The sequence below is a fragment of the Caloramator sp. ALD01 genome (assembly GCF_000472625.1).
Lineage (GTDB): Bacteria > Bacillota > Clostridia > Clostridiales > Caloramatoraceae > Thermobrachium > Thermobrachium proteoclasticum.
On sequence record NZ_AXAA01000015.1, the window covers coordinates 39,329 to 60,411 of the forward strand.

Annotated in this window: 21 protein-coding genes; 1 reads left to right on the top strand and 20 read right to left on the bottom strand. The window is 31.9% G+C overall.

Annotated features, from left to right (window positions below):
- Positions 1-109: 109 nt before the first annotated feature.
- The 3 genes from A3M9_RS0107525 to A3M9_RS0107535 all read right to left on the bottom strand — a co-directional run bounded on the left by A3M9_RS0107525 (position 110) and on the right by A3M9_RS0107535 (position 3,780).
- On the bottom strand, positions 110-1,396 hold the full coding sequence (locus A3M9_RS0107525; protein WP_027308679.1) for an adenylosuccinate synthase: 1,287 nt from the start codon (positions 1,394-1,396) through the stop codon (positions 110-112).
- A 4-nt stretch (positions 1,397-1,400) separates the two neighbouring features.
- A complete protein-coding gene (locus tag A3M9_RS0107530; protein WP_256379681.1) occupies positions 1,401-2,786 on the bottom strand; it encodes an NAD(P)/FAD-dependent oxidoreductase in 1,386 nt (461 codons plus the stop codon).
- 175 nt (positions 2,787-2,961) lie between these two features.
- Positions 2,962-3,780 (bottom strand): hypothetical protein, encoded by an 819-nt coding sequence (locus tag A3M9_RS0107535; RefSeq protein ID WP_027308681.1) that lies wholly within the window; start codon positions 3,778-3,780, stop codon positions 2,962-2,964.
- A 111-nt stretch (positions 3,781-3,891) separates the two neighbouring features.
- On the opposite strand from A3M9_RS0107535, the gene A3M9_RS0107540 reads away from it, so the two are divergent.
- Positions 3,892-5,811: an NAD(+) synthase gene (locus A3M9_RS0107540; RefSeq protein WP_027308682.1), complete on the top strand. Its 1,920-nt coding sequence runs from the start codon at positions 3,892-3,894 to the stop codon at positions 5,809-5,811.
- A 48-nt stretch (positions 5,812-5,859) separates the two neighbouring features.
- Here the strand turns inward: A3M9_RS0107540 and A3M9_RS0107545 are convergent, their stop codons facing one another.
- The 17 genes from A3M9_RS0107545 to A3M9_RS0107625 form a co-directional block, all read right to left on the bottom strand.
- On the bottom strand, positions 5,860-7,194 hold the full coding sequence (locus A3M9_RS0107545; RefSeq protein ID WP_027308683.1) for a replicative DNA helicase: 1,335 nt from the start codon (positions 7,192-7,194) through the stop codon (positions 5,860-5,862).
- Between the two features lie 162 nt (positions 7,195-7,356).
- A complete protein-coding gene (locus tag A3M9_RS0107550) occupies positions 7,357-8,541 on the bottom strand; it encodes an RNA-guided endonuclease TnpB family protein (RefSeq protein WP_027308684.1) in 1,185 nt (394 codons plus the stop codon).
- A gap of 164 nt (positions 8,542-8,705) precedes the next feature.
- Positions 8,706-10,529 carry a Lon family ATP-dependent protease gene (gene lonC, locus A3M9_RS0107555; RefSeq protein ID WP_027308685.1) on the bottom strand — a complete coding sequence of 608 codons (1,824 nt, stop codon included), beginning with the start codon at positions 10,527-10,529 and terminating at the stop codon, positions 8,706-8,708.
- Positions 10,530-10,591: 62 nt separating this feature from the next.
- On the bottom strand, positions 10,592-11,038 hold the full coding sequence (gene rplI / locus A3M9_RS0107560) for a 50S ribosomal protein L9 (RefSeq protein WP_027308686.1): 447 nt from the start codon (positions 11,036-11,038) through the stop codon (positions 10,592-10,594).
- Entirely contained in the window at positions 11,035-13,017 is a 1,983-nt protein-coding gene (locus A3M9_RS0107565) for a DHH family phosphoesterase (protein WP_027308687.1), read from the bottom strand. Before A3M9_RS0107565 ends, rplI begins: the two co-directional genes overlap by 4 nt.
- 24 nt (positions 13,018-13,041) lie before the next feature.
- Positions 13,042-14,004: a YybS family protein gene (locus tag A3M9_RS13455; RefSeq protein WP_035166118.1), complete on the bottom strand. Its 963-nt coding sequence runs from the start codon at positions 14,002-14,004 to the stop codon at positions 13,042-13,044.
- Between the two features lie 2 nt (positions 14,005-14,006).
- Positions 14,007-14,330: a MazG-like family protein gene (locus tag A3M9_RS0107575; protein ID WP_027308688.1), complete on the bottom strand. Its 324-nt coding sequence runs from the start codon at positions 14,328-14,330 to the stop codon at positions 14,007-14,009.
- Between the two features lie 98 nt (positions 14,331-14,428).
- Positions 14,429-14,668: a 30S ribosomal protein S18 gene (gene rpsR, locus A3M9_RS0107580; RefSeq protein ID WP_027308689.1), complete on the bottom strand. Its 240-nt coding sequence runs from the start codon at positions 14,666-14,668 to the stop codon at positions 14,429-14,431.
- Between the two features lie 30 nt (positions 14,669-14,698).
- Positions 14,699-15,142, bottom strand: coding sequence for a single-stranded DNA-binding protein (locus A3M9_RS0107585; RefSeq protein WP_027308690.1), 444 nt, complete (start codon positions 15,140-15,142; stop codon positions 14,699-14,701).
- A 19-nt stretch (positions 15,143-15,161) separates the two neighbouring features.
- Positions 15,162-15,449 carry a 30S ribosomal protein S6 gene (gene rpsF / locus A3M9_RS0107590; protein WP_027308691.1) on the bottom strand — a complete coding sequence of 96 codons (288 nt, stop codon included), beginning with the start codon at positions 15,447-15,449 and terminating at the stop codon, positions 15,162-15,164.
- Between the two features lie 84 nt (positions 15,450-15,533).
- The gene (locus A3M9_RS0107595; protein ID WP_027308692.1) at positions 15,534-15,746 is read right to left on the bottom strand and encodes a DUF951 domain-containing protein; all 213 of its coding nucleotides are present in this window, start codon (positions 15,744-15,746) and stop codon (positions 15,534-15,536) included.
- Positions 15,747-16,595, bottom strand: a complete 849-nt coding sequence (locus A3M9_RS0107600; RefSeq protein WP_035166120.1) for a mechanosensitive ion channel family protein — start codon at positions 16,593-16,595, stop codon at positions 15,747-15,749.
- A 32-nt stretch (positions 16,596-16,627) separates the two neighbouring features.
- On the bottom strand, positions 16,628-16,885 hold the full coding sequence (locus tag A3M9_RS0107605) for a DUF3343 domain-containing protein (RefSeq protein ID WP_027308694.1): 258 nt from the start codon (positions 16,883-16,885) through the stop codon (positions 16,628-16,630).
- Positions 16,886-16,898: 13 nt separating this feature from the next.
- The gene (gene yedF / locus A3M9_RS0107610; protein ID WP_027308695.1) at positions 16,899-17,477 is read right to left on the bottom strand and encodes a sulfurtransferase-like selenium metabolism protein YedF; all 579 of its coding nucleotides are present in this window, start codon (positions 17,475-17,477) and stop codon (positions 16,899-16,901) included.
- Positions 17,464-18,054 (bottom strand): ANTAR domain-containing response regulator, encoded by a 591-nt coding sequence (locus A3M9_RS0107615; RefSeq protein ID WP_027308696.1) that lies wholly within the window; start codon positions 18,052-18,054, stop codon positions 17,464-17,466. Before A3M9_RS0107615 ends, yedF begins: the two co-directional genes overlap by 14 nt.
- Positions 18,055-18,067: 13 nt before the next feature.
- Entirely contained in the window at positions 18,068-19,381 is a 1,314-nt protein-coding gene (glnA, locus tag A3M9_RS0107620) for a type I glutamate--ammonia ligase (RefSeq protein WP_035166149.1), read from the bottom strand.
- A 288-nt stretch (positions 19,382-19,669) separates the two neighbouring features.
- Positions 19,670-20,962, bottom strand: coding sequence for a serine dehydratase subunit alpha family protein (locus A3M9_RS0107625; RefSeq protein WP_027308698.1), 1,293 nt, complete (start codon positions 20,960-20,962; stop codon positions 19,670-19,672).
- Positions 20,963-21,083: the final 121 nt, after the last annotated feature.

Sequence of the window (21,083 nt, forward strand, 5' to 3'; positions counted from 1 at the left end):
CGCCCCGACACTTGTATATAATACACGATTTCTTTTTAAAAGTCAACATCTTTTTTAAAATTTTTTTGATGTAATTTATGGAAATAGGGTGGATGACACCACCCTATTTTTAATACTTATTTACAACTATAGTTTGACTTCTATTGGGACCAACTGATACTATTGATACTCTTGTATCTGTATATTCCTCTATAAATCTCAAATACTTTTTAGCATTTTCGTGTAGGTCATCAAAGGTTTTTGCCTTCTCAACTGAACTATCCCAACCATCAAATTCCTTATATATAGGCTTACATCTATCTAAATCATCTAATGAAGCTGGGAAGTAATCAATAACATTTCCATCTAATTCATAACCAACACAAACCTTTATCTTGTCAATATTAGCCAAAGTATCTAATTTAGTTATAGCAAGACTTGTTAAACCAGATATTCTTACAGCATACTTTAATATAACTAAATCAAGCCATCCACATCTTCTTGCTCGTCCTGTTGTTGTTCCATATTCGAATCCCTTTTCTCTAATGTAATCTCCCATTTCATCAAAAAGCTCCGTTGGGAATGGCCCTTTACCAACTCTTGTTGTATATGCCTTACATACACCTATTGCATTTGAAACCATAGTAGGTCCTATACCTGCTCCAATACATACCCCACCTGATATTGGATGTGAAGATGTAACATAGGGATATGTTCCATAGTCTATATCTAAAAGGGTTCCCTGTGCACCTTCGAATAAAACCTTCTTATTAGCCTTTATAGCATCATAAAGAATAACTGATGTATCCTTTACATAAGGTCTTAATCTTTCACCATACTCAACATATTTTGAATAAACCTCATTAAAATTTAGTTCTTCTCCTCCGTATATTTCCTTTATTATTTTATTCTTTGCTGCAATATTAAGCTCAAGCTTTTCCTTAAGTGTTTCTTTATTTAAAAGGTCACAAATTCTTATTCCTGTTCTTTCGTGTTTGTCTGTATAGCAAGGTCCTATCCCCTTACCTGTAGTTCCTATATCCTTGCTTCCTCTTTTTTGTTCTGAAAGTTTATCTAAAATCTTATGATATGGCATTATAACGTGGGCTCTATCACTTACAACCAATTTCTCTGGTGAAACATTAACTCCTTCTCCCTCTAAATAATTTAGTTCCTCAAAGAAGGCCATTGGATCAATAACCACACCATTTCCTATAACACAAAGCTTTGTATCATATAAAATACCCGATGGAATTAGGTGTAGCTTATATTTTTTATCTAAAACTTCAACTGTATGTCCAGCATTATTTCCTCCCTGATATCTAACTACAACATCTGCTCCCTCTGCTAAAAAATCTGTTATCTTTCCCTTTCCTTCGTCTCCCCATTGGGCTCCAATAACTACAAGTGCTGACATCTAATCACCTCATCCTATTTATAATTTCTCTTGCAATAATAACTCCCGATACCGATGCTTGAGCAAGTCCTCTTGTTACTCCTGCACCATCACCTGCTGCAAATAAATTTTTAACTTGTGTTTCAAGGCTATTTGTAAGTTTTAATCTCATTGAGTAAAACTTAACCTCTACACCATATAAAAGTGTATGTTTTGAATAGATACCTGGAGCTACTTTATCAAGTGCCTCTAACATCTCTATTATATCAGTTAAAAACCTATATGGTAAAACTAAACTTAAATCTCCTGGAGTTGCATCAACTAAAGTTGGTTCCACAAGTCCTCTTTTTAATCTATCCTCTGTTGTCCTTCTTCCTTCAAGGAGATCTCCTAATCTTTGTACTATAACCCCTTCTCCTAACATATTAGCAAGACTTGCAATATACTTACCATATGCTATTGGAGATTTAAAGGGTTTTGTAAAGTTTTTACTTACAAGTAGTGCAAAATTTGTATTGTTTGTTTTTTTGTTGGCATAGCTATGTCCATTTACAGTTTTAATCCCATCGTTGTTTTCAACAACAACTTCACCATTTGGGTTCATACAGAAGGTCCTAACCCTATCATCAAAGGATTTTGTATAGTATATAAGCTTTGACTCATAAACTGCATCAGTTATGTCCTTCATAACAATCGCAGGACACTCAACTCTAACACCTATATCGACTGGATTTGTATCAAACTCTAACTTTAATCTTTCAACCTCTCTAAAAAACCAATCAGAGCCTTCACGCCCAGGACAAACTACTACATAATCAGCAGTAAACTCTTCTCCATCCTGTGTAATTACTCCCTTTGCCCTGTCATCTTCAATTATAATTTCCCTAATTGGTTTTAGAGTGAATACATCTATTTTCTTTCTTAAATACTCCTCCATAGACTTTAATATATTAAAACAATTATCTGTTCCAAGATGTCTTATCCTTGCAGGTATAAACTTAAGGTCAGCCGCAGCCGCCCTTCTCATTATCTCTTCAACCTTTGGAGTTATCTCACCGTGTATCTCACTCGGTCCTCCAAACTCCAAATAAATTTTATCTATATAATCAATTAAGCTTTGTAATTCTACCTTGCTTATATATTCATCTAACACTCCACCAAATTCAGTAGTTAAAGTTAACTTGCCGTCACTATATGCACCTGCTCCTCCCCATCCTGAAACTATAGAACAGGGATTGCATTTTACGCACTTTACCTTATTTTCACTGCTGGGGCATTTCCTATTTAGCATACTTTTACCCTTTTCAAATAGAGCAACACTTAAATTTTGGTTTTGTTTTACCAACTCAAGGGCAGTAAAAATTCCTGCAGGTCCTCCACCTACTATAATTACATCATATTTTTTCATAATACCCCTCCTTTTAACTCCAATAAAATACTACCAAACCCATATCTTTAAGTCAATAAAAAATCGAATAATTTTATTGTTGAATTATTTATATTTCGTTTTATGACGTATATTATTTAAATAAAAAATACATATATTAAGAATTATAACGTACATAAGCCCTACAAGGCTGCAGGGCTTATGTAAACATTAAAGATATAACAAGAATACTTATTATTATCCCTATATTAAATATTATTTTATAGCTTTTATTATTCTTATATTTTACACGCAAATAAAGAGAATAAACCCCATTTATTAAAAAGATAATGAAAGTTGAAATTTTAAAATATACGTTTTTTAATATTGGTGATTTTCCTTCTAAAAACATCAAAACAATTAAAAGACCTATTAAATTTATAGACATTATTATTTTATATATTAAATTATTAACCTTGTCGTCTTTACCCTCATCACTTTCCTCTTTTTTTATACCCTTTATATAATACTCTGTGCCTTCTGAAACCCTATTTTTTGATATTTTAGAACAGATAATTTCAACTATTTCTCTACTATTTTCTATCTTTCTACTATCAATACATAGACTCTTTTTAAAATCAAGTTTTATATCCTTATCCCTTCCCATTTCCTTTTCTGTTGCCTGTGGAAAAGTACCTCTAATGATCCATCTTCCACCCTCTTTGTATTTATCCACAATAAAGGTTAAAAAAGCGCCTGACTTATTCACAGTTTCCACAAGGTATATGTTGTTAAAGTATATAACTTTATCACTTTTATTAGATTCCCCAAAATACTCTATCCTATCATTGTGGATAATAACCCTTAATCTATTAACTCTTTTATACATATAAATACCAAGTGCAACCACTAAAATAGAAGTTAAAATTGATTCAACTCCTATAGTTTTTCCACTTAATAAAGGAAAAATACCAATTGAAATTCCAAACATTATAAGAAGTAAACTTTCTATCTTTGCATTTTTTGATGCCCTATACATTAAATCACTCCCTTCAATACTAAAAGTTCTATTTAATATTAATATATCCTTCTTACCAAAATTAAAAATTTGTAGTAAATTAGAATTAGATACTAAAGAGGGAGTGATAGTGTGAATAATTTTGGTTTTATAAAGGTAGCAGCATCTTCACCTAAGCTTAAAGTTGCAAATCCCTTTTATAATGCAGAGGAAATAAAAAATATAATATTAGAAGCAGATAAAAATTTTGCAAAGGTAATTGTTTTTCCTGAACTTAGTATAACCGGATATACCTGTGCTGATTTATTTTCACAAAAAAAATTAATAAATGATAGCTACATAGCACTTAAAAATATTTTAGATGAGACAAAACATACTGATATACTTTGTGCTGTTGGAATGCCTATTTTAATAAATCACATACTTTTAAACTGTGCAGTTTTGTTTAAATCCGGTAAAATACTCGCTGTTGTACCTAAAATGTACATACCTAACTATAGGGAGTTTTATGAAAAAAGGTGGTTTACTTCTGGATTTGAAGTATCTCATATTGAAGAAATAGATTTATTTGATGAAAAAGTTCCATTTGGAAATGTTATTATAGAAGATAAGAATTTAGGATTAAGAATTGGTGTTGAAATATGTGAAGATGTATGGGCACCTATACCTCCAAGTAGTTTTCTTTGTGTAAATGGTGCAAATATAATATTAAACCTATCCGCCAGCAACGAAGTGGTTGCAAAATCTGACTACAGACGTGAACTCATAAAGGGACAGAGTGCAAGATGTATATGTGGGTATATCTATTCCTCCGCTTCAGTTTACGAATCAACAACAGATTTAGTCTTTAGCGGCGACCTATTAATATGCGAAAATGGTTCTCTTTTAAAGTCTTCAGAAAGATTTAAAAGGGAGAGTCAAATTATATACTCCTATATAGATGTAGACAGATTAAACTCCGAGAGACAGGTTAATAAAACTTTTATAGATAGCCTCAATGTATCTAATGTAAAATACCAAACTGTAAATACTATATTTAATAAACTTAGCATTGATGGGTTTGATAGATATATTTCAAAGACTCCATTCATTCCGTCAAACAAACAAGAAATAGATATAAGGTGCAATGAAATATTCAATATTCAAGTAGCAGGTTTAGCAAAACGTTTTGAACATACAGGACTAAAAAAGGCTGTTATAGGTATCTCGGGAGGACTTGATTCTACTCTTGCTCTCCTTGTTACCTATAAAACCTTTAAGGAATTAAACATACCACCAGAAAATATAATTGCTATAACAATGCCGGGCTTTGGAACAACAGATAGAACCTATACAAATGCTGTAAATTTAATTAAATCTCTAAAATGCACACTTATGGAAATAAATATTAAGGATGCGTGTCTACAACACTTCAAGGATATAGGACACGATAAAGATATACACGATTTAACCTATGAAAATACTCAAGCAAGAGAAAGAACTCAAATACTTATGGATATTGCAAATAAAATAGGTGGTATTGTGGTGGGTACTGGTGACCTATCTGAACTTGCACTTGGATGGTGTACATATAATGGAGACCATATGTCAATGTATGCAGTAAATGCAAGTATTCCAAAAACACTTATAAAGTTTTTGGTGGATTGGTATGCTGAAAAAACCGATGATAAAGAAGCTAAAAACATATTAAAGGATATATTAGACACACCAATAAGCCCAGAACTTCTCCCCCCTGATAAAGAGGGTAATATTAAACAAAAAACAGAGGATACAGTAGGTCCATACGAACTCCACGATTTCTTTATTTATTATGCAATAAGATACAATATGCCTCCTGAAAAGGTACTTTTCCTTGCTGAACACGCCTTTTCCGATAAATATGATAAAGAATATATAAAGAAATGGCAAAATGTATTTTATAGAAGATTTTTTACTCAGCAGTTTAAACGTTCCTGTATGCCTGATGGGCCTAAAGTTGGAAGCGTATGCTTCTCACCAAGAGGCGACCTTAGAATGCCATCAGATGCAGACTCCTTTATATGGCTATCATAGAAGCGTATAAAAAAAATAAACAAAAGGTGCCAAGCACCTTTTGTTTTCTTATACATTATGATACCTATCAAGATTTCCAAACTTAGTATATTGTCCAAGCCAAGCAAGTTCAACTGTTCCAGTTGGACCATTTCTTTGTTTTGCTATTATAACTTCTGCAATGTTCTTCTTTTCTGATTCCTTATTATAGTATTCATCTCTATATAAAAACATAACAAGGTCGGCATCCTGCTCAATAGAACCTGATTCTCTAAGGTCAGATAGTATTGGTCTATGGTCAGCTCTTGCCTCAGGTGCACGAGATAGCTGTGAAAGTGCAATTACAGGTGCATTCATCTCCTTTGCAATAGCCTTTAGGGACCTTGATATTTCAGAAACCTCCTGCTGTCTACTTTCAGATTTTTTACCTCCACTCATAAGTTGAAGGTAGTCTACCATTATTAAATCAAGACCCTTTTCCATCTTAAGTCTTCTACACTTAGAACGCATCTCCATTATAGAAATACCTGGTGTATCATCAATAAATATTGATGCCTTTGCCATAGGGCTTGCTGCTCTTGCAAGTCTTAGCCAGTCTTCATCATCAAGTTCTCCTGTTCTAAGCTTTAGCATATCTACATTTGCCTCAGCACAGAGCATTCTGTATACAAGTTGTTCCTTAGACATCTCAAGACTAAATATTGCAACACTTTTTCCTTCCCTTAAAGCAGCGTGTAGTGCAATATTTAATACAAATGCAGTCTTACCCATTGATGGTCTTGCTGCAACAAGTATAAAGTCTCCCTTTTGAAAGCCCGATGTTTTTCTGTCTAAATCTATAAACCCTGAGGCTATTCCTGTTGTATCTCCCCTAAATTTATATACGTGCTCTATTTGTTCAAAGCTTCTCTCAAGTATAGGCTTTATTGATTCAAAATCCTCATTTTTCTTTTTTTGTGATATATCAAATATACTCTTTTCTGCATCACTTAAAACCTCTTCTACATCATCCTGTTCATTATAACATTTATCCATAATTCTATGAGATGCAGAAATTAAACTCCTTAATAGATACTTTTCCTCAACTATTTTTGCATAATGTTTTGCATTTGATACTGTAGGTACTGAGGAAATAAGGTCACTTATATAAGAAATTCCTCCAACCACCTCAAGCAGGTCTCTTCCCTTTAAAGTATCAATTAATGTTATCATATCAACCGGCTTACCATCATTGTGTATTTCCATTATTGTTTTATATAAAACCTTATGTCCCTCTTTATAAAACTCATCACCAGTTAATATTTCAGAAACTTCATATATAACATCATTTTCTATTATCATCGCACCAAGTACAGACTGTTCTGCCTCAATATTATGTGGAGGAACTCTTAACTGTGCTTCCATTTCCTCACCGTTACAGAAAACTTATAAAACTTTACAAAGTTTATGTTTCCTTCCTTGTTCATCGTGTCCACTTTCGGCTAAACCTACTTGTGTTTATTTGACACTCCAAAGGCTTAAATTCCCCACTAACGTATGGGTACATATCAATAGTTGCTTTTAGTGCTATGCTATTGATTTGCCATAGTTTTTAAGATTTATACTTGCATTTAAATCTCTATCTATAATGTAGCCACATTCATCACATATGAATACTCTATCTGTCAAGGATAAATTGCCTTTTATGTGTCCACATTTGCTACAAGTTTTGCTTGATGGATAAAATCTATCTACAAGTATAAACTTAATTCCACTTAAGGCACACTTATATTCCACCTGCCTTTTAAATTCGTAGAATAGCTGTTCTTGTATTGATTTTGATAACTTTTTATTTTTTAGCATTCCACAAGTATTTAAACTCTCCATAACTACATACTCTGGCTTGGTTCTCACCAATGATGTAGTTATCTTATGAATATAATTATGCCTTATATTTTTAAGCCTTCTTCGTGTCTTTAAAACAAGGAATTCTAACTTTTTAATGTTTTTAGTTTTTCTGTAACGGATTTCACCTCCCTCTATCTGGATTTTGTTTATTTCATACTTTTTAGAAAGTTTCCTTTGTAATCTTTTAAGTCTTTTTTCAAGTTTCTTTACTTTGTTAGATTTATTTATGTTTTTAAACTTCTCTCCTGTGCTAACTATTGCTAAATCCTTTACACCTAAATCTATACCTATTCCTTCTGTGTAGTTCCTATCTACTGTTTCTTGTATTTCAACACCAACACTTAACCACCAATTAAGTCCATCAAATGTTACTCTTGGATTAGAATATTTAATGTTTTTTCCTATTGGTATTCTATTTGTTTCAGCTAACCTAATCCAGTTTAGCTTTTGTTTGTTTTTCTTTTTAGAGGTAGCTAATTTTTCTAATTTAACTTGAGTTTCTGTTATAACTATTTTATCTGTATCTTGATAAAAACTTTGTTTACTTCGCTTTTTACTCTTAAACTTTGGAAATTTACTTCTACCTTCAAAGAAATTTTTAAATGCTATGCAGGCATCCTTTATAGCTTGTTTTGTTATGTTATTTGAATAACTGTTAAGCCATTTATATTTTTCTGTTTGTTTAAGCTGTGTTAATCTTTTTCTTAACTCTTTATCATCTAAAAACCTGCTTCCATTTTTATAGTTAATTTGCTCTTGTTCTAATGCAAAGTTATATGCCCATCTTGCAACAGAAGCACACTCAAACAATTTTGTCTTCTGTTTGTTGTTTGGAAGTAGCATAACTTTGTATGTTTTAATCATTTTCAGTCAGCTCCTTAATAATATCTAAATCCAGATGGTTCAATATAAGCAGGTTTTAGTCTATTATCTCTGTCCCAATTTCTTAAAATTTGTTCCGTATTTTTATCAATCGTATATAGAGTTTTTTAATTTTTTATAAAATTATTTTAGCTGTTACCTGCCTCCTAATATACAATATCAAGTACTTCTTTTATATGGTCTACAGGTATTATATTAACCTCTTCAACATTTATAGGAACATCCTTCATATTTTCCTTTGGAATAATAATATTTTTTATTCCTCCCTGAAGAGCTCCATATATTTTCTCAGGTATACCTCCAACAGGCTTTATACTTCCTGTTAATGATATTTCACCTGTTATTGCTACATCCTGTCTTAGAGGCTTTTCCTCAACTGCACTTAAAATAGCAAGTGTTATTGCAAGTCCTGCTGAAGGACCATCTATATTACCTCCACCTACTACATTAACGTGAACATCATAATTTGATAAATCTTCACCAGTAATCTGCCTAATTACTGTTGCTGCATTAAACACAGAATCCTTTGCCATAGTTCCTGCAGTATCATTAAACCTAACAATACCAGAAGGTGAATCCTTTTTAAAGGCAACTGCCTCTATTTCAAGAACAGAACCTAAAAATCCATATACGCCAAGTCCATAGGTCTTTCCTATCTCCTTAGATTCCTTTGAATAGTTTTTAAACTGAGGCGTTAATCTTGATAGTGCAGCAACTTCATATACATCCTGAAGAGTTATTGTAATATTTTCTGTTCCTCTCTTTTGTACAACATACCCATATACATCTGCAAGTATATTTACTGCCTTTCTTCCTTCAAGGGTATATTCACTTATTGCATCTACTGCCCCTTCTTCTATTTTAATTTTTAACTTGTTTGCCGCATTTAAAACAATTTGTCTTATATGCTTTTTTGTTAAAGGTTCAAAGTAGACCTCTGCACATCTTGACCTTAATGCAGGGTTTATTTCGCTTGGATCTCTTGTTGTAGCACCAATCAATACAAAATCCGCAGGTGCTCCTTCATTAAAAAGTTTCTTTATATAAAGAGGTACACTCTCATCATCAGGATCATAATATGATGATGAAAACTCCACTCTTTTGTCCTCTAAAACCTTTAAAAGCTTATTTTGAAGCATTTCATCCATTTCTCCAATTTCATCAATAAAGAGAACTCCACCGTGTGCCTTAGTTACAAGTCCAAGCTTTGGTTCTGGAATTCCTGTTTCAATAAAATCCCTCTTTGCCCCCTGATAGATAGGATCGTGTACAGAACCTAAAAGTGGGCTTGTTATCTCTCTTGGATCCCATCTTAATGTTGTTCCATCAACTTCTACAAATGGTGCATCATTATTAAATACAGATGTTTTAAATTCCTTTGCAATCTTTAATGCCAATCTTGCAGCTGTAGTTTTTCCAACACCTGGAGGGCCATAAAGTATTATATGCTGCGGATATGGTGAACAAAGCTTTGATACAAGTGCAGTTAAGGCCCTCTCTTGTCCTACAATCTCATCCTTATTTTCAGGTCTTAAAAACTCCATTATTGACTTTGAAAGTTTAATTGTATCAAGCTTTTGTAATTCCACAAGCTTTTTTAATGTCTTACTGTTTTCTGCACCATTTTTCTTTTTGATTATACTCAATTTTACTTCCTCTATAAGCTTGTCTTGTTTTTCAAGAAGATACTTTTCAACCTCTTGATCAATTTCATCCTCAACGTGTCTTAATGCTATCTTCTTAGAAAGCTCTTTTTTTATTTCTTGAAGGCATTCAATTGGATTATCTATATAATCATCCTTTTTTAAAATTAACCTCTGTAAAACATATATCTTTTCCTCTACTTTATCACTCTTATACTGTTTCTTTAAATTCAATTTTTTTAGGACATCATTAAGATACTTTTCACCATATAGTTTGTTTAGTAGTTCCTTAAGTGCTTCAACTTGAACATCGATGTCATTCATCATATTTGTAAAGTTATTTTTTAAATCAACTGCTAAGTTATTTTTATTCAATCAAATACTCCTCTCTATTTTTGTAAAATAGATACCTTTAGCTTTCCTGTAACCTCTGGATATACTTTTACATCAACAGTATATACTCCAGCAATCTTTATAGCTTCTGGTAAATCTATCTTCTTTTTATCAATATCTATATTATGTTGCTTCTTTAATGCATCTGCTATATCCTTTGATGTAACTGAACCAAAAATCTTTCCATTATCTCCAACCTTAACAGCAACTTCAACAGTTAATGTAGAAAGCTTCTTTGCAAGTTCCTGTGCAGCTTTTATCTCTTCTTTTTTCTTCTCTGCTTCCTTAGCCTTTTGTTCCTCTAAAACCCTTAAATTACCCTCTGTTGCTTCTACTGCAAGTTTCTTTGGGAATAAAAAATTTCTTGCATATCCATCAGATACATTTATAACCTCATCCTTTTTACCTACACCCTTAATATCAGCCTTTAATATTACCTTCATCTTTCGTCACTCTCCTTACAGTATTTTTTTATTGATTCTAAAAGCAATTTCTTTGCATCCTCTATATCTACATTATTTAGCTGAGCACCAGCTATAGTCATATGGCCTCCTCCACCTAAGTTTTCTAATATTAATTGCACATTTATATTACCTAAGGACCTTCCACTTATTATAACCTCATTATCTACTTTTGCAAGCACAAAGGAGGCCTCAACACCTTCTAAGGTTAGAAGCTCATCTGCAGCCTGAGGTATAACTAAATGGTTTTTAACTGTACCATCATATACTGCAATTGCTATTTTATCATTTATTTCTGCATTTGCAACTAATTTTGTCCTTTCCCTATATGTCTCTAAATCATCCATAAACAGCTTTTTAACCTCTATTATATCTGCACCGTTTTTCTTTAAAAACCCTGCAGCTTCAAAGGTCCTAACACCTGTTTTAAAGGAAAAATTCTTAGTGTCCATATATATGCCAGCCATAAGAGCTTGAAGCTCTAATTGTTCAATCTGGGGCTTTTCCTTTAGATATTGAAGTATTTCTGTAACAAGTTCACAGGTTGAACTTGCATATGGTTCTATATAATTCATAGTCGCATTTTCTATAAAATCAGCACTCTTTCTATGATGGTCAATTATTACTATGTTTTTTGCATAATCTACAAGTTCAGGACACTCCAATAGGCTCCTTCTATGAACATCTACTATAATCAAGAGTGCACCTGCCATAACTTTTTGCAATGCTATTTCATTTTTTATAAAAACTCCATTGTAATGTCCTGACCTTATTACCTTCTCCATCATTTTTTCAATTGAGCTATTAACTGTATTTAAAACAATATAGGCATCTTTACCACAAAGCTTTACTCCCCTATACATACCAAGAGAAGCCCCTAAACAATCTATATCTGGAACTTCGTGTCCCATAATTACAACTTCATCTGTTTGTTCTATCAAATCTGAAATTGCGTGGGCTATAACTCTTGCCCTAACCCTTGTTCTTTTTTCCACCTCTTTTGTCTTTCCTCCATAGAAGGATAACCTATCACCGTCTTTAACAACAGCTTGGTCTCCTCCCCTACCTAATGCCAGATCCTTTGCTGCTACTGCAAATTGATGGGTTTTTGCTATTGTTTCTCCATTTCTACCTAAACCAATACTTAATGTTACAGGTATTTTATTACCAACATCGATTTCTCTTATCTTGTCTAATATATCAAATTTATTTTCTACTAATGTATCAAAATGATGATTTTCAAAAACTAATATATATTTATAGTTATCATATTTTCTAATTAGAGCATCTATAGAATAGGCAAATGCATTTATCCTGTTATCAATCTCTGCAAGAAGTGTAGGCCTATTTATATCCTCTGTACTTTTAATAACCTCATCAAAATTATCAACCTCTAAAAGTGCTACAATTGATTTTTTCTCATTATACATATCATATAAAGTATAATAATTAGTATAGTCAATAAAATATAATAAAAATATATATCTATCCCTTTCCTTCTCTGCCTCAACAGGACTTACCAAAACGTTAAATATTTTATCTTTTATTATCACCTTTTCAAAGAAATGCTCTTTATTTTTTAATATTAAACTTGAATCAAAATTTCCAATAAAATCCCTAATATCTTTACCATACAAATTTATTTTTGTATTCATATAAAAAAGAGAATTTGCCCAAAGTATTTTACCACTACTATCTACTATAACAAGAGGAATAGGAATTTTGGATAGTGTGTTCTTACCAGCAATGTCAATGTCAGCCGAAAGAGTCTCTACAAACTTAGAAAACTCCTGACTCCTTATTTTATTTATCTTTAGATTATAGTAAATAAGATAAGCATAAAAAACTAATCCTATTATTCCTATAGGATAGTTATAAAACATTAATAAGGCTAATAGAACTGCTATAAAAAACATATAAAGTTTAGTATTAGGAAAAAATCTATAAAATTTATTATCCATAATATCTCCTCCTGCGAGGAATTTTTATTTTCTTATTCTTTTATAATCAAGTTTCCTGTAATTAAATATATAATCCATTATACCTATTATAAATATAATATTTGAAAGTGGTGAAGTCATAATAAAGAAGATTATTAAAAATCTTAAAAATCCCTTCATTTCTCTTTTTATAAAATAAAAATCAACCGCTGCAATACCATTTATAGTAAATACAAAACTAAATAAAATTTGTGCATTATAGTAATATGATAATGCATTTGGAAATTTAGTTACAACAAGAATAAAACTCACCAATACAATAACTAATATTGCTGTTGCAAGCTTAACAGGAATATACCACTGTGAGAGTGGTTTTATTTTTTCTACCTTATAGCCAAATCTATTAAATATTTTATATGCAAATAGATAACTTACAAGGGCACTCATTAATGAATATAAAAGCATAGTAACTGGAAATACCATTATAATAATATCTGGACTTGGTATTAGCTTCTTTAAAAGTGAATCTATCTGTTCTTGTGGTACACCTAATCCGCCATATATTTCTTTAGTTATTTTTACTGACTCATCTAACATCTGTATCATTGATTTTAGTATATCCTGACCTAAAATTAAATTAGATAGTTTAATAAGCACTGCTGTTGATATAAACACAACTATAGACATAAAAGTAAAGGTCGTAATAACTGACTTTTGTTTTTTTATACAATACCCCATCACAAGTCCAAGTGCACCATAGATTATAGCAAAAGAAACAGCAGTAATCGGATCAACTGTAAAGGCAACAATTGCACCTGTTGCAATAACAGATAATAAACTATATTTAAAATTATGTCTTAAAAACGTAAGTGCTATAGGTATAGGCCATAAAAATATTCCTACAAAATATAAAAATGGAACATATATACTTGCTAATATTAATACAACATTTATTGCAGTCAATAAACCTGCTTCTACAATTGAACGAGTGGATGTTCTATTTTGCATAATCAGACCTCTCTTCCTTCTCTAATGTATGATATAAGCTTTGCACAATCTTGATATTGTGTATCTACCTCCTCCTTTAAAAGACCAAGCTTTAGCTTCTTTATTACCTTTTCATCTATTTCCGAAAAGCTTATACCCAATCTTCTTCCAAGCATATAGGATAATATTATTATTTCTGACAATTCATCTGTTATTTCATCCGTGCTTGATTTATTTCCCTTTGCCATACTTGTAAAAAGATCTGCAACAGATGAAAGTAAAAATGCTTTATAATTTTCAATAAGCTTTATATTATCCAGTATGTTTAGTTCATCGGCATTAAACATATAAACCCCCCCAAAAATTTCTATGTCTACATTAATACAATTATAGCATATTTATTATTATTGTAAAAAGAAAAAGTGCCTAAAATTTAGGCACTTTATTATTCTGCTGTATATGGAAGAAGAGCTATATTTCTTGCTCTCTTTATTGCTATTGTAAGCTCTCTTTGATGCTTTGCACAGTTTCCTGTGATTCTCTTTGGAAGAATCTTTCCTCTTTCTGTGATGTACTTCTTAAGTTTTGCTACATCCTTGTAATCGATGTATTCAACTTTATCCATACAGAAAGCACATACTCTTTTCTTCTTTCTTTGCTTAAAGTTTCCTTTTGCGTTTGCCATCTTTCTACCCTCCTTACCTCAAGAATTAGACTAGAATGGAACTTCTTCCTCTCCATCAACTGGAATAAAATCTCCACCGTTATAATCATCAATTGGAGATTCATAGCTTTGGCCGTACATGCCTGAAGCTCCTCTTTGTACCGAACCTCCGTCCTTTGGCCAATCTAAAAATTTAACCTCTTCTGCAACAACCTCCGTCACATATCTTGTGCTACCATCTTGAGCCTGATATTTTCTTGTTTGTATAGACCCAGATACTGCCACAAGCCTTCCTTTTCCCAGGTTGTTTGCAACGTTTTCAGCAAGTTTTCTCCAGCATATAACTGGTATGAAATCTGCTTCTCTTTGTCCACTTTGACTTACGTAATTCCTGTCTACTGCAACAGTAAAGGTGGCTACGGCAATACCAGACCCAGCTGTAAATCTAAGTTCAGGGTCCTTTGTCAATCTGCCAATTAAAATAACTTTATTCAATTTAAACACCACCTAAAAATTACTTTTGTAAATTAACAACAAGATGTCTTATAACGCTATCGGAGATTCTTAGCACTCTGTCTAATTCCATTGGTAGTTCGGAATTAGCTGAGAAGTTCATAAGTACATAGTATCCTTCGTTAACGTGGTTTATTTCATAAGCAAGCTTTCTCTTGCCCCACTCGTCTATGTTTTCTACTTCTCCACCACCATTAACAACAACATTCTTGAACTTCTCTACATTTGCCTTTATTTCTTCTTCAGTTAAATTTGGTGCTAAAACATATAGTGCTTCGTACTTTCTCATTATAGTTCACCTCCTCCCTCCGGACTAAACGGCTCATAAAATGAGCAGGGATTACAACTCCTCTATATTAACACATTATCAATTTTAAGTCAAGTCACTATTTTCTTCTACAGCCGATTTTACTATCTTTTTAACAGACTTTTCGAATTTTGGTCTTGGAAGCATAACTATTCTTCCACAACCTGTACATTTTATTTTTATATCTGCACCAAGCCTTATAATCTCCCAAGTCTTGCTTCCACAAGGATGTTCTTTTTTTGTCTCAACTATATCTCCTAAATTAAATACTTTTACCAATTACTTTCCTCCTTCCTTGCTATATATAACTCTTCTTGGATATGGTATTTCTATTCCTTCTTTATCTAATCTATATTTTATTCTTCTTCTAAGCTCCATTTCAACAGCCCACTGTTTCATTGGGATAGTCTTTGCCACCACTCTTATAGTTATACCAGATTCACCTAATTTTACAACTCCAACAACGTCTGGGCCTTCAACAATGTCTTCAAAATCTTTTTTTACATCCTCACATACCTCTTTTATAACAGATATTGCATGGTCTATATCCTCTTCATAGGCAATATCTACATCAACAAGTGCCCTCATATTTCCTCTTGTTTTATTTGTAACCTTACTTATTGTTCCGTTAGGAATTATATGTAGGTCTCCAGAAAAATCCCTAAGCTTTGTAACCCTTATACCTATTGCCTCAACAAATCCTGATAAACCATCTATAACAATATAATCTCCAACTGCAAATTGATCTTCAAATAATATAAAAACTCCAGATATTATATCCTTAACTAAGTTTTGAGCACCAAAACCAATTGCAACACCTGCAACTCCTGTTACAGCTATAACAGTTTTAATGTCAAATATCCAAATTGCTGCCACAAAATACATCGCATACCTTAATAAACTCTTAAAAAGTTCCTGAAGAGTTGCAGCCTTCTTTTCATTTAAGCCAAACTTTGATTTTTTCTGTCTTTCAAAAAACGAATGAATTATTTTTTCACCTATCTTTATTATTATTAAACATATTATAATTATTGCAATTGCTTTAATAAACTTCAAAGAACCATCTATTATTTTTTCCTGCGTTAAATTGCTCTCAACTGCCTCTTTAAATTTGTTAACTATATTCATAACTTCACCTCCTCAAAATTAAAGATTAAGACCTATGGTCTTAATCTTTCAAGTGTCTTAACCTCGTCTTTAACATACTTATATACTTCCTTAATTCTTATCTTACCTAATTTAACAAGTTCATCTATTTTATTAAGATTTTCAATTTGAGTTAAAATAGATATACCACAACTTAAAGTAATCTCCCTTGGTGTTGGTATTATTTGAATATTAAGGTTTCTTGATTTTAATACTGACTCTGCTTGTATTGCAAAATTAGTACTTTCAAATGTTACTATAATATACTCCATCTCTTTATCAACCTCATATTTTTATAGTATTTGTTGATTCGTGCATCTTTTCAACTATTGTATACATATTTGATACAGAACCTATCTTTAATTTATCTGATAAATTATAAAAATTCAAGCATGTTCCGCAGGATAATATTTCCACTCCCTGCTGTTCTAAGATTTTAAGGCTCTCTAATACATCAGAACCCTCTGTAGTTAATTTCACTCCCGCGTTAACAAATATTAATGTCTTTGGTTTTTTCTCAACTTCTGTTAATGAATATATATAACTCTTCATTAAAGTTCTACCTAATACATCATCTCCGTGTCCAAAGCAGTCTGAAGTAATAGCTATTACAATATTTTTTTCATCTTCAGCTAAATTACTGTTCTTATTCTCAGTCTTTTTTATTATTACGTGTATTCCCTCTGAATCTTCTGATATACTATACTCAAATCCATAGCTCTGTGCAAGTTTTGAAAGGTTTTCCCTTGCTCCTTGATTATCCACTATAACTTCAACCTCACCACTAACTATACTATCTAATTCCTTTTTTGTCATAATTACAGGCTTTGGACAGGCAAATCCTCTACAATCAATCCTTTTCATTTTTATCCCCTCCATTTTTATTATTTTGTTCTATTATATCAATTATTACCTGGGCAATTTTAGCCATACTCACGCCTTTATCCATACTCTTTTTTCTTATATATTCATATGCCTTGTCTTCTGTTAAATTATATTTATTCATTATTAAACCCTTTGCCTTATCAATAAGCTTTCTCTCCTTTAACTTCCTATCCATATCCATTAAATTTTTATAGTTAAAATATGCTGATTCTATTGCATATCTCAAACTTGTCTGATTAAAGGGCTTTTGAATATACGCAAATACTAACTTATCTTTTAATTTATCAAAATACTCATCTACACTTCCTTTAATAGTTATTATGCAAGGGCATATTCCTTGTTTTTCAACTACCTCACTTATCTCAAAGGCAGATAATCCCTTTAAATTTACATCAATTAAAGCAACATCAGGGTTTATGCTTCGTATTTTTCTTAAAAGCGAAGAGCCTGATTTTTCGGTTGCAACCACATTAAATCCCATTTGAATTAGCATAATCTGAATAGATTTTAATATTTCTTCATCATTATCTCCTACTGCTATTTTAAGTCTATCCATATTTAGCCCCTCATTAATACTTAGTTAAATATCTTTCTACTTCCCAAGATGTAACTACACTTTTATATTCCTTCCATTCCATCTCTTTTGCTTCAATAAATCTATTATAAACGTGGCTTCCTAATGCCTCCTTAATTAGCTCATCCCTCTTTAATTCTTTAACCGCTTCTCTAAGTGATTGAGGAAGCAAATCTATCCCAACTTCTAACCTTTCCTCATCTGTTATTTCATATAAATTTCTATCAACTGGCTCACAAGGTTTTAATCCTCTCTTTATTCCATCTAATCCTGCCTTTATAATAACAGCTAATGCTAAATATGGATTACAGGATGGATCTGGGCTTCTAAGTTCTATCCTTGCATTTTTATTTATTCTAGAAGGAACTCTAATTAAAGGACTTCTATTTTTACAGGACCAAGATATATACATAGGAGCTTCATAACCTGATACTAACCTTTTATAACTATTAACATTTGGATTTGTTATAGCACATATAGCCTTTGCATGTTCCATTATCCCTGCTATGAAGCTATATGCCTCCTTTGACAAGTTTAATTTATCATCTTTATCATAAAACAAATTTTCATCGCCTTTGTATACGTATATATTTGTATGTAGTCCTGAACCTGGTATTCCATATATTGGTTTAGGCATAAATGTAGCGTGCAATCCGTGATTTTTAGCTATTTTTCTTACCACCTGTTTAAATGTTACTATTTTATCTGCCGAGTATAATGCATCATCACATTTTAAGTCTATTTCGTGTTGTCCAGGTGCAACCTCGTGGTGTGATGCTTCAACTTCATATCCCATCTTATTAAGCGTTAAAACCATCTCTCTTCTTGCATTTTCTCCTAAGTCTACAGGTGCTAAATCAAAATAGCTTGCATCATCGTGAGTTATTAATGTTGGTTTACCAAACTCATCTGTATTAAATAAGAAAAATTCACATTCAGGGCCTATTTTAATAGAATACCCCATCTCCTTCGCCTCATTTAATACCCTCTTTAAAACGTATCTTGGGTCTCCTTCAAAGGGTTTACCCTCTGAATCATATATGTCACATATAAATCTTGCCTCTTTTCCGAAGCTTGAATACCAAGGATATACTAAAAATGTATCTGTATCGGGATAAAGATACATATCAGATTCTTCTATTCTAACAAATCCATCTATTGATGAACCATCAAAAACAATTTCATTATTTAAAGCTCTTTCAAGCTCATTTACAGTAATTGCAACATTTTTCATTATTCCAAATATATCAGTAAACTGAAGATATATAAATTCAACTTCTTCCTCTTTTATTTTGTTTAAAATATCCATTTTATTCAAATCTATCAACCTCCTTTTATTCTATTATAATATTCCAAAACAAAAAACACCATTAACAATTTATAAACTATTGTTAATCAGATTGATGACAAACCCGCTTGTTAGCTAAAGTATAAAAAAGCCCCATGAAAAGATTTCAATAGTCTCTTTCATAAACTTAGAATTGCTTGGCGAAATGAATGAATGCCTAAGAAATCCTTCATGGGGCTAATCAATATATAACTTTTTAAACAGATTGATTAACAATTTATAAACTATTGTTAATGGTATTCTACTTAATTAGCACACAAACTCATATTCTTTTTTTAGCATTATATTAATTACTGTTCTATCAACATTTTTCATTCCTTCTCTTGTAAATATACCTAAATTTCTAATTGTAGATTCTATATCGCATCCAACAATACCGTTTCCACAAGGTACACACACTCCTTGTATTGCAAGCAATGCTGCTTTATAGGCAGCAGCTGCTGCTGTTGACAATTTTATTGCACATCCTGGTTTTGCACCATCACAAACTACACCACTTATATCTCCTACCATATTTTTAATAGTATTCTCCATCTCCTTATCCTTTCCTCCAAGAAGATAGCATATACCACAAGCTGCACCAACACCTGCTGCAACCCCGCACCCGCAAACACTTGATAATCTTCCTGTAAATTGCTTTATATAGATAGTTGTAATATGTGATATAGCAAGTGCCTTAACAAGCTGAGCATTATCCTTATTTAAAAGCTTTGCACAAACCGCAACTGGTATTATAGCTGTTATTCCGTGATTTCCAGAACCTGCACTACTCATAACAGGCATAAAACAACCAGCCATTCTTGCATCAGAAGCTGCTGCTGTCATCATTATAATATTATTTTGAATATCATCTGATATAATGCCTTCTTCCATCATCTTTTTATATCTCTTACCTATCTCCATTCCATAACTATTATTTAAACCTTCCTTTGCAATTTTAATATTTACTTCTGCACCCTCTAATAAAAACTCTAATTCTTCATCCTTCATATCTATTATTTCGTGTATCAAATCTAACAATTTGAATTCTTTTAAATCAAAATTTACCTTTGAAGAGCCTACAGCTACTTCTCTATTTTCATATATCACTTTACCATTTGCCTCAAGATAAACTATATTTGAATGTTTATCTTTTATCTCACAAACTCCTAATCCATTTTTTGTCAGTACCTCAACCCTAATATAAAATATTGCCTTTGAATCATCAACATCTATTCTAACTTTTCCTTCTTCAACTATTCTTTTAGCTTCTTTTTCGTGATTTGAATTTATATTTTTCAACACTTCAAGTTTTAACTTACAATCCCCTCCTATTGCACCTAATGCAGCAGCAATATGAAGACCTACATTCTTAGTTCCTGGAATACCTACCGCAAAGGCATTTTTAAATATATTTGAACTTACTATAACATTTATTTTTTCTATATCTCCTTTTACTACACTATATGCTGAAGCTGATGCAAGAGCAACTGCTACTGGCTCTGTACATCCTAATGCCAATACAACTTCTTGTTTTAAAACGTTTTTTATTATATTCTTCATATTAAATACCTCCAAGTATAATCTTGACTACATTAATATTGCAAAGATTATGCCAACGAAAATACATAAATAAATGGGCATTAAGTATCATTTTGATACTTAATGCCCATACAAATCTTAT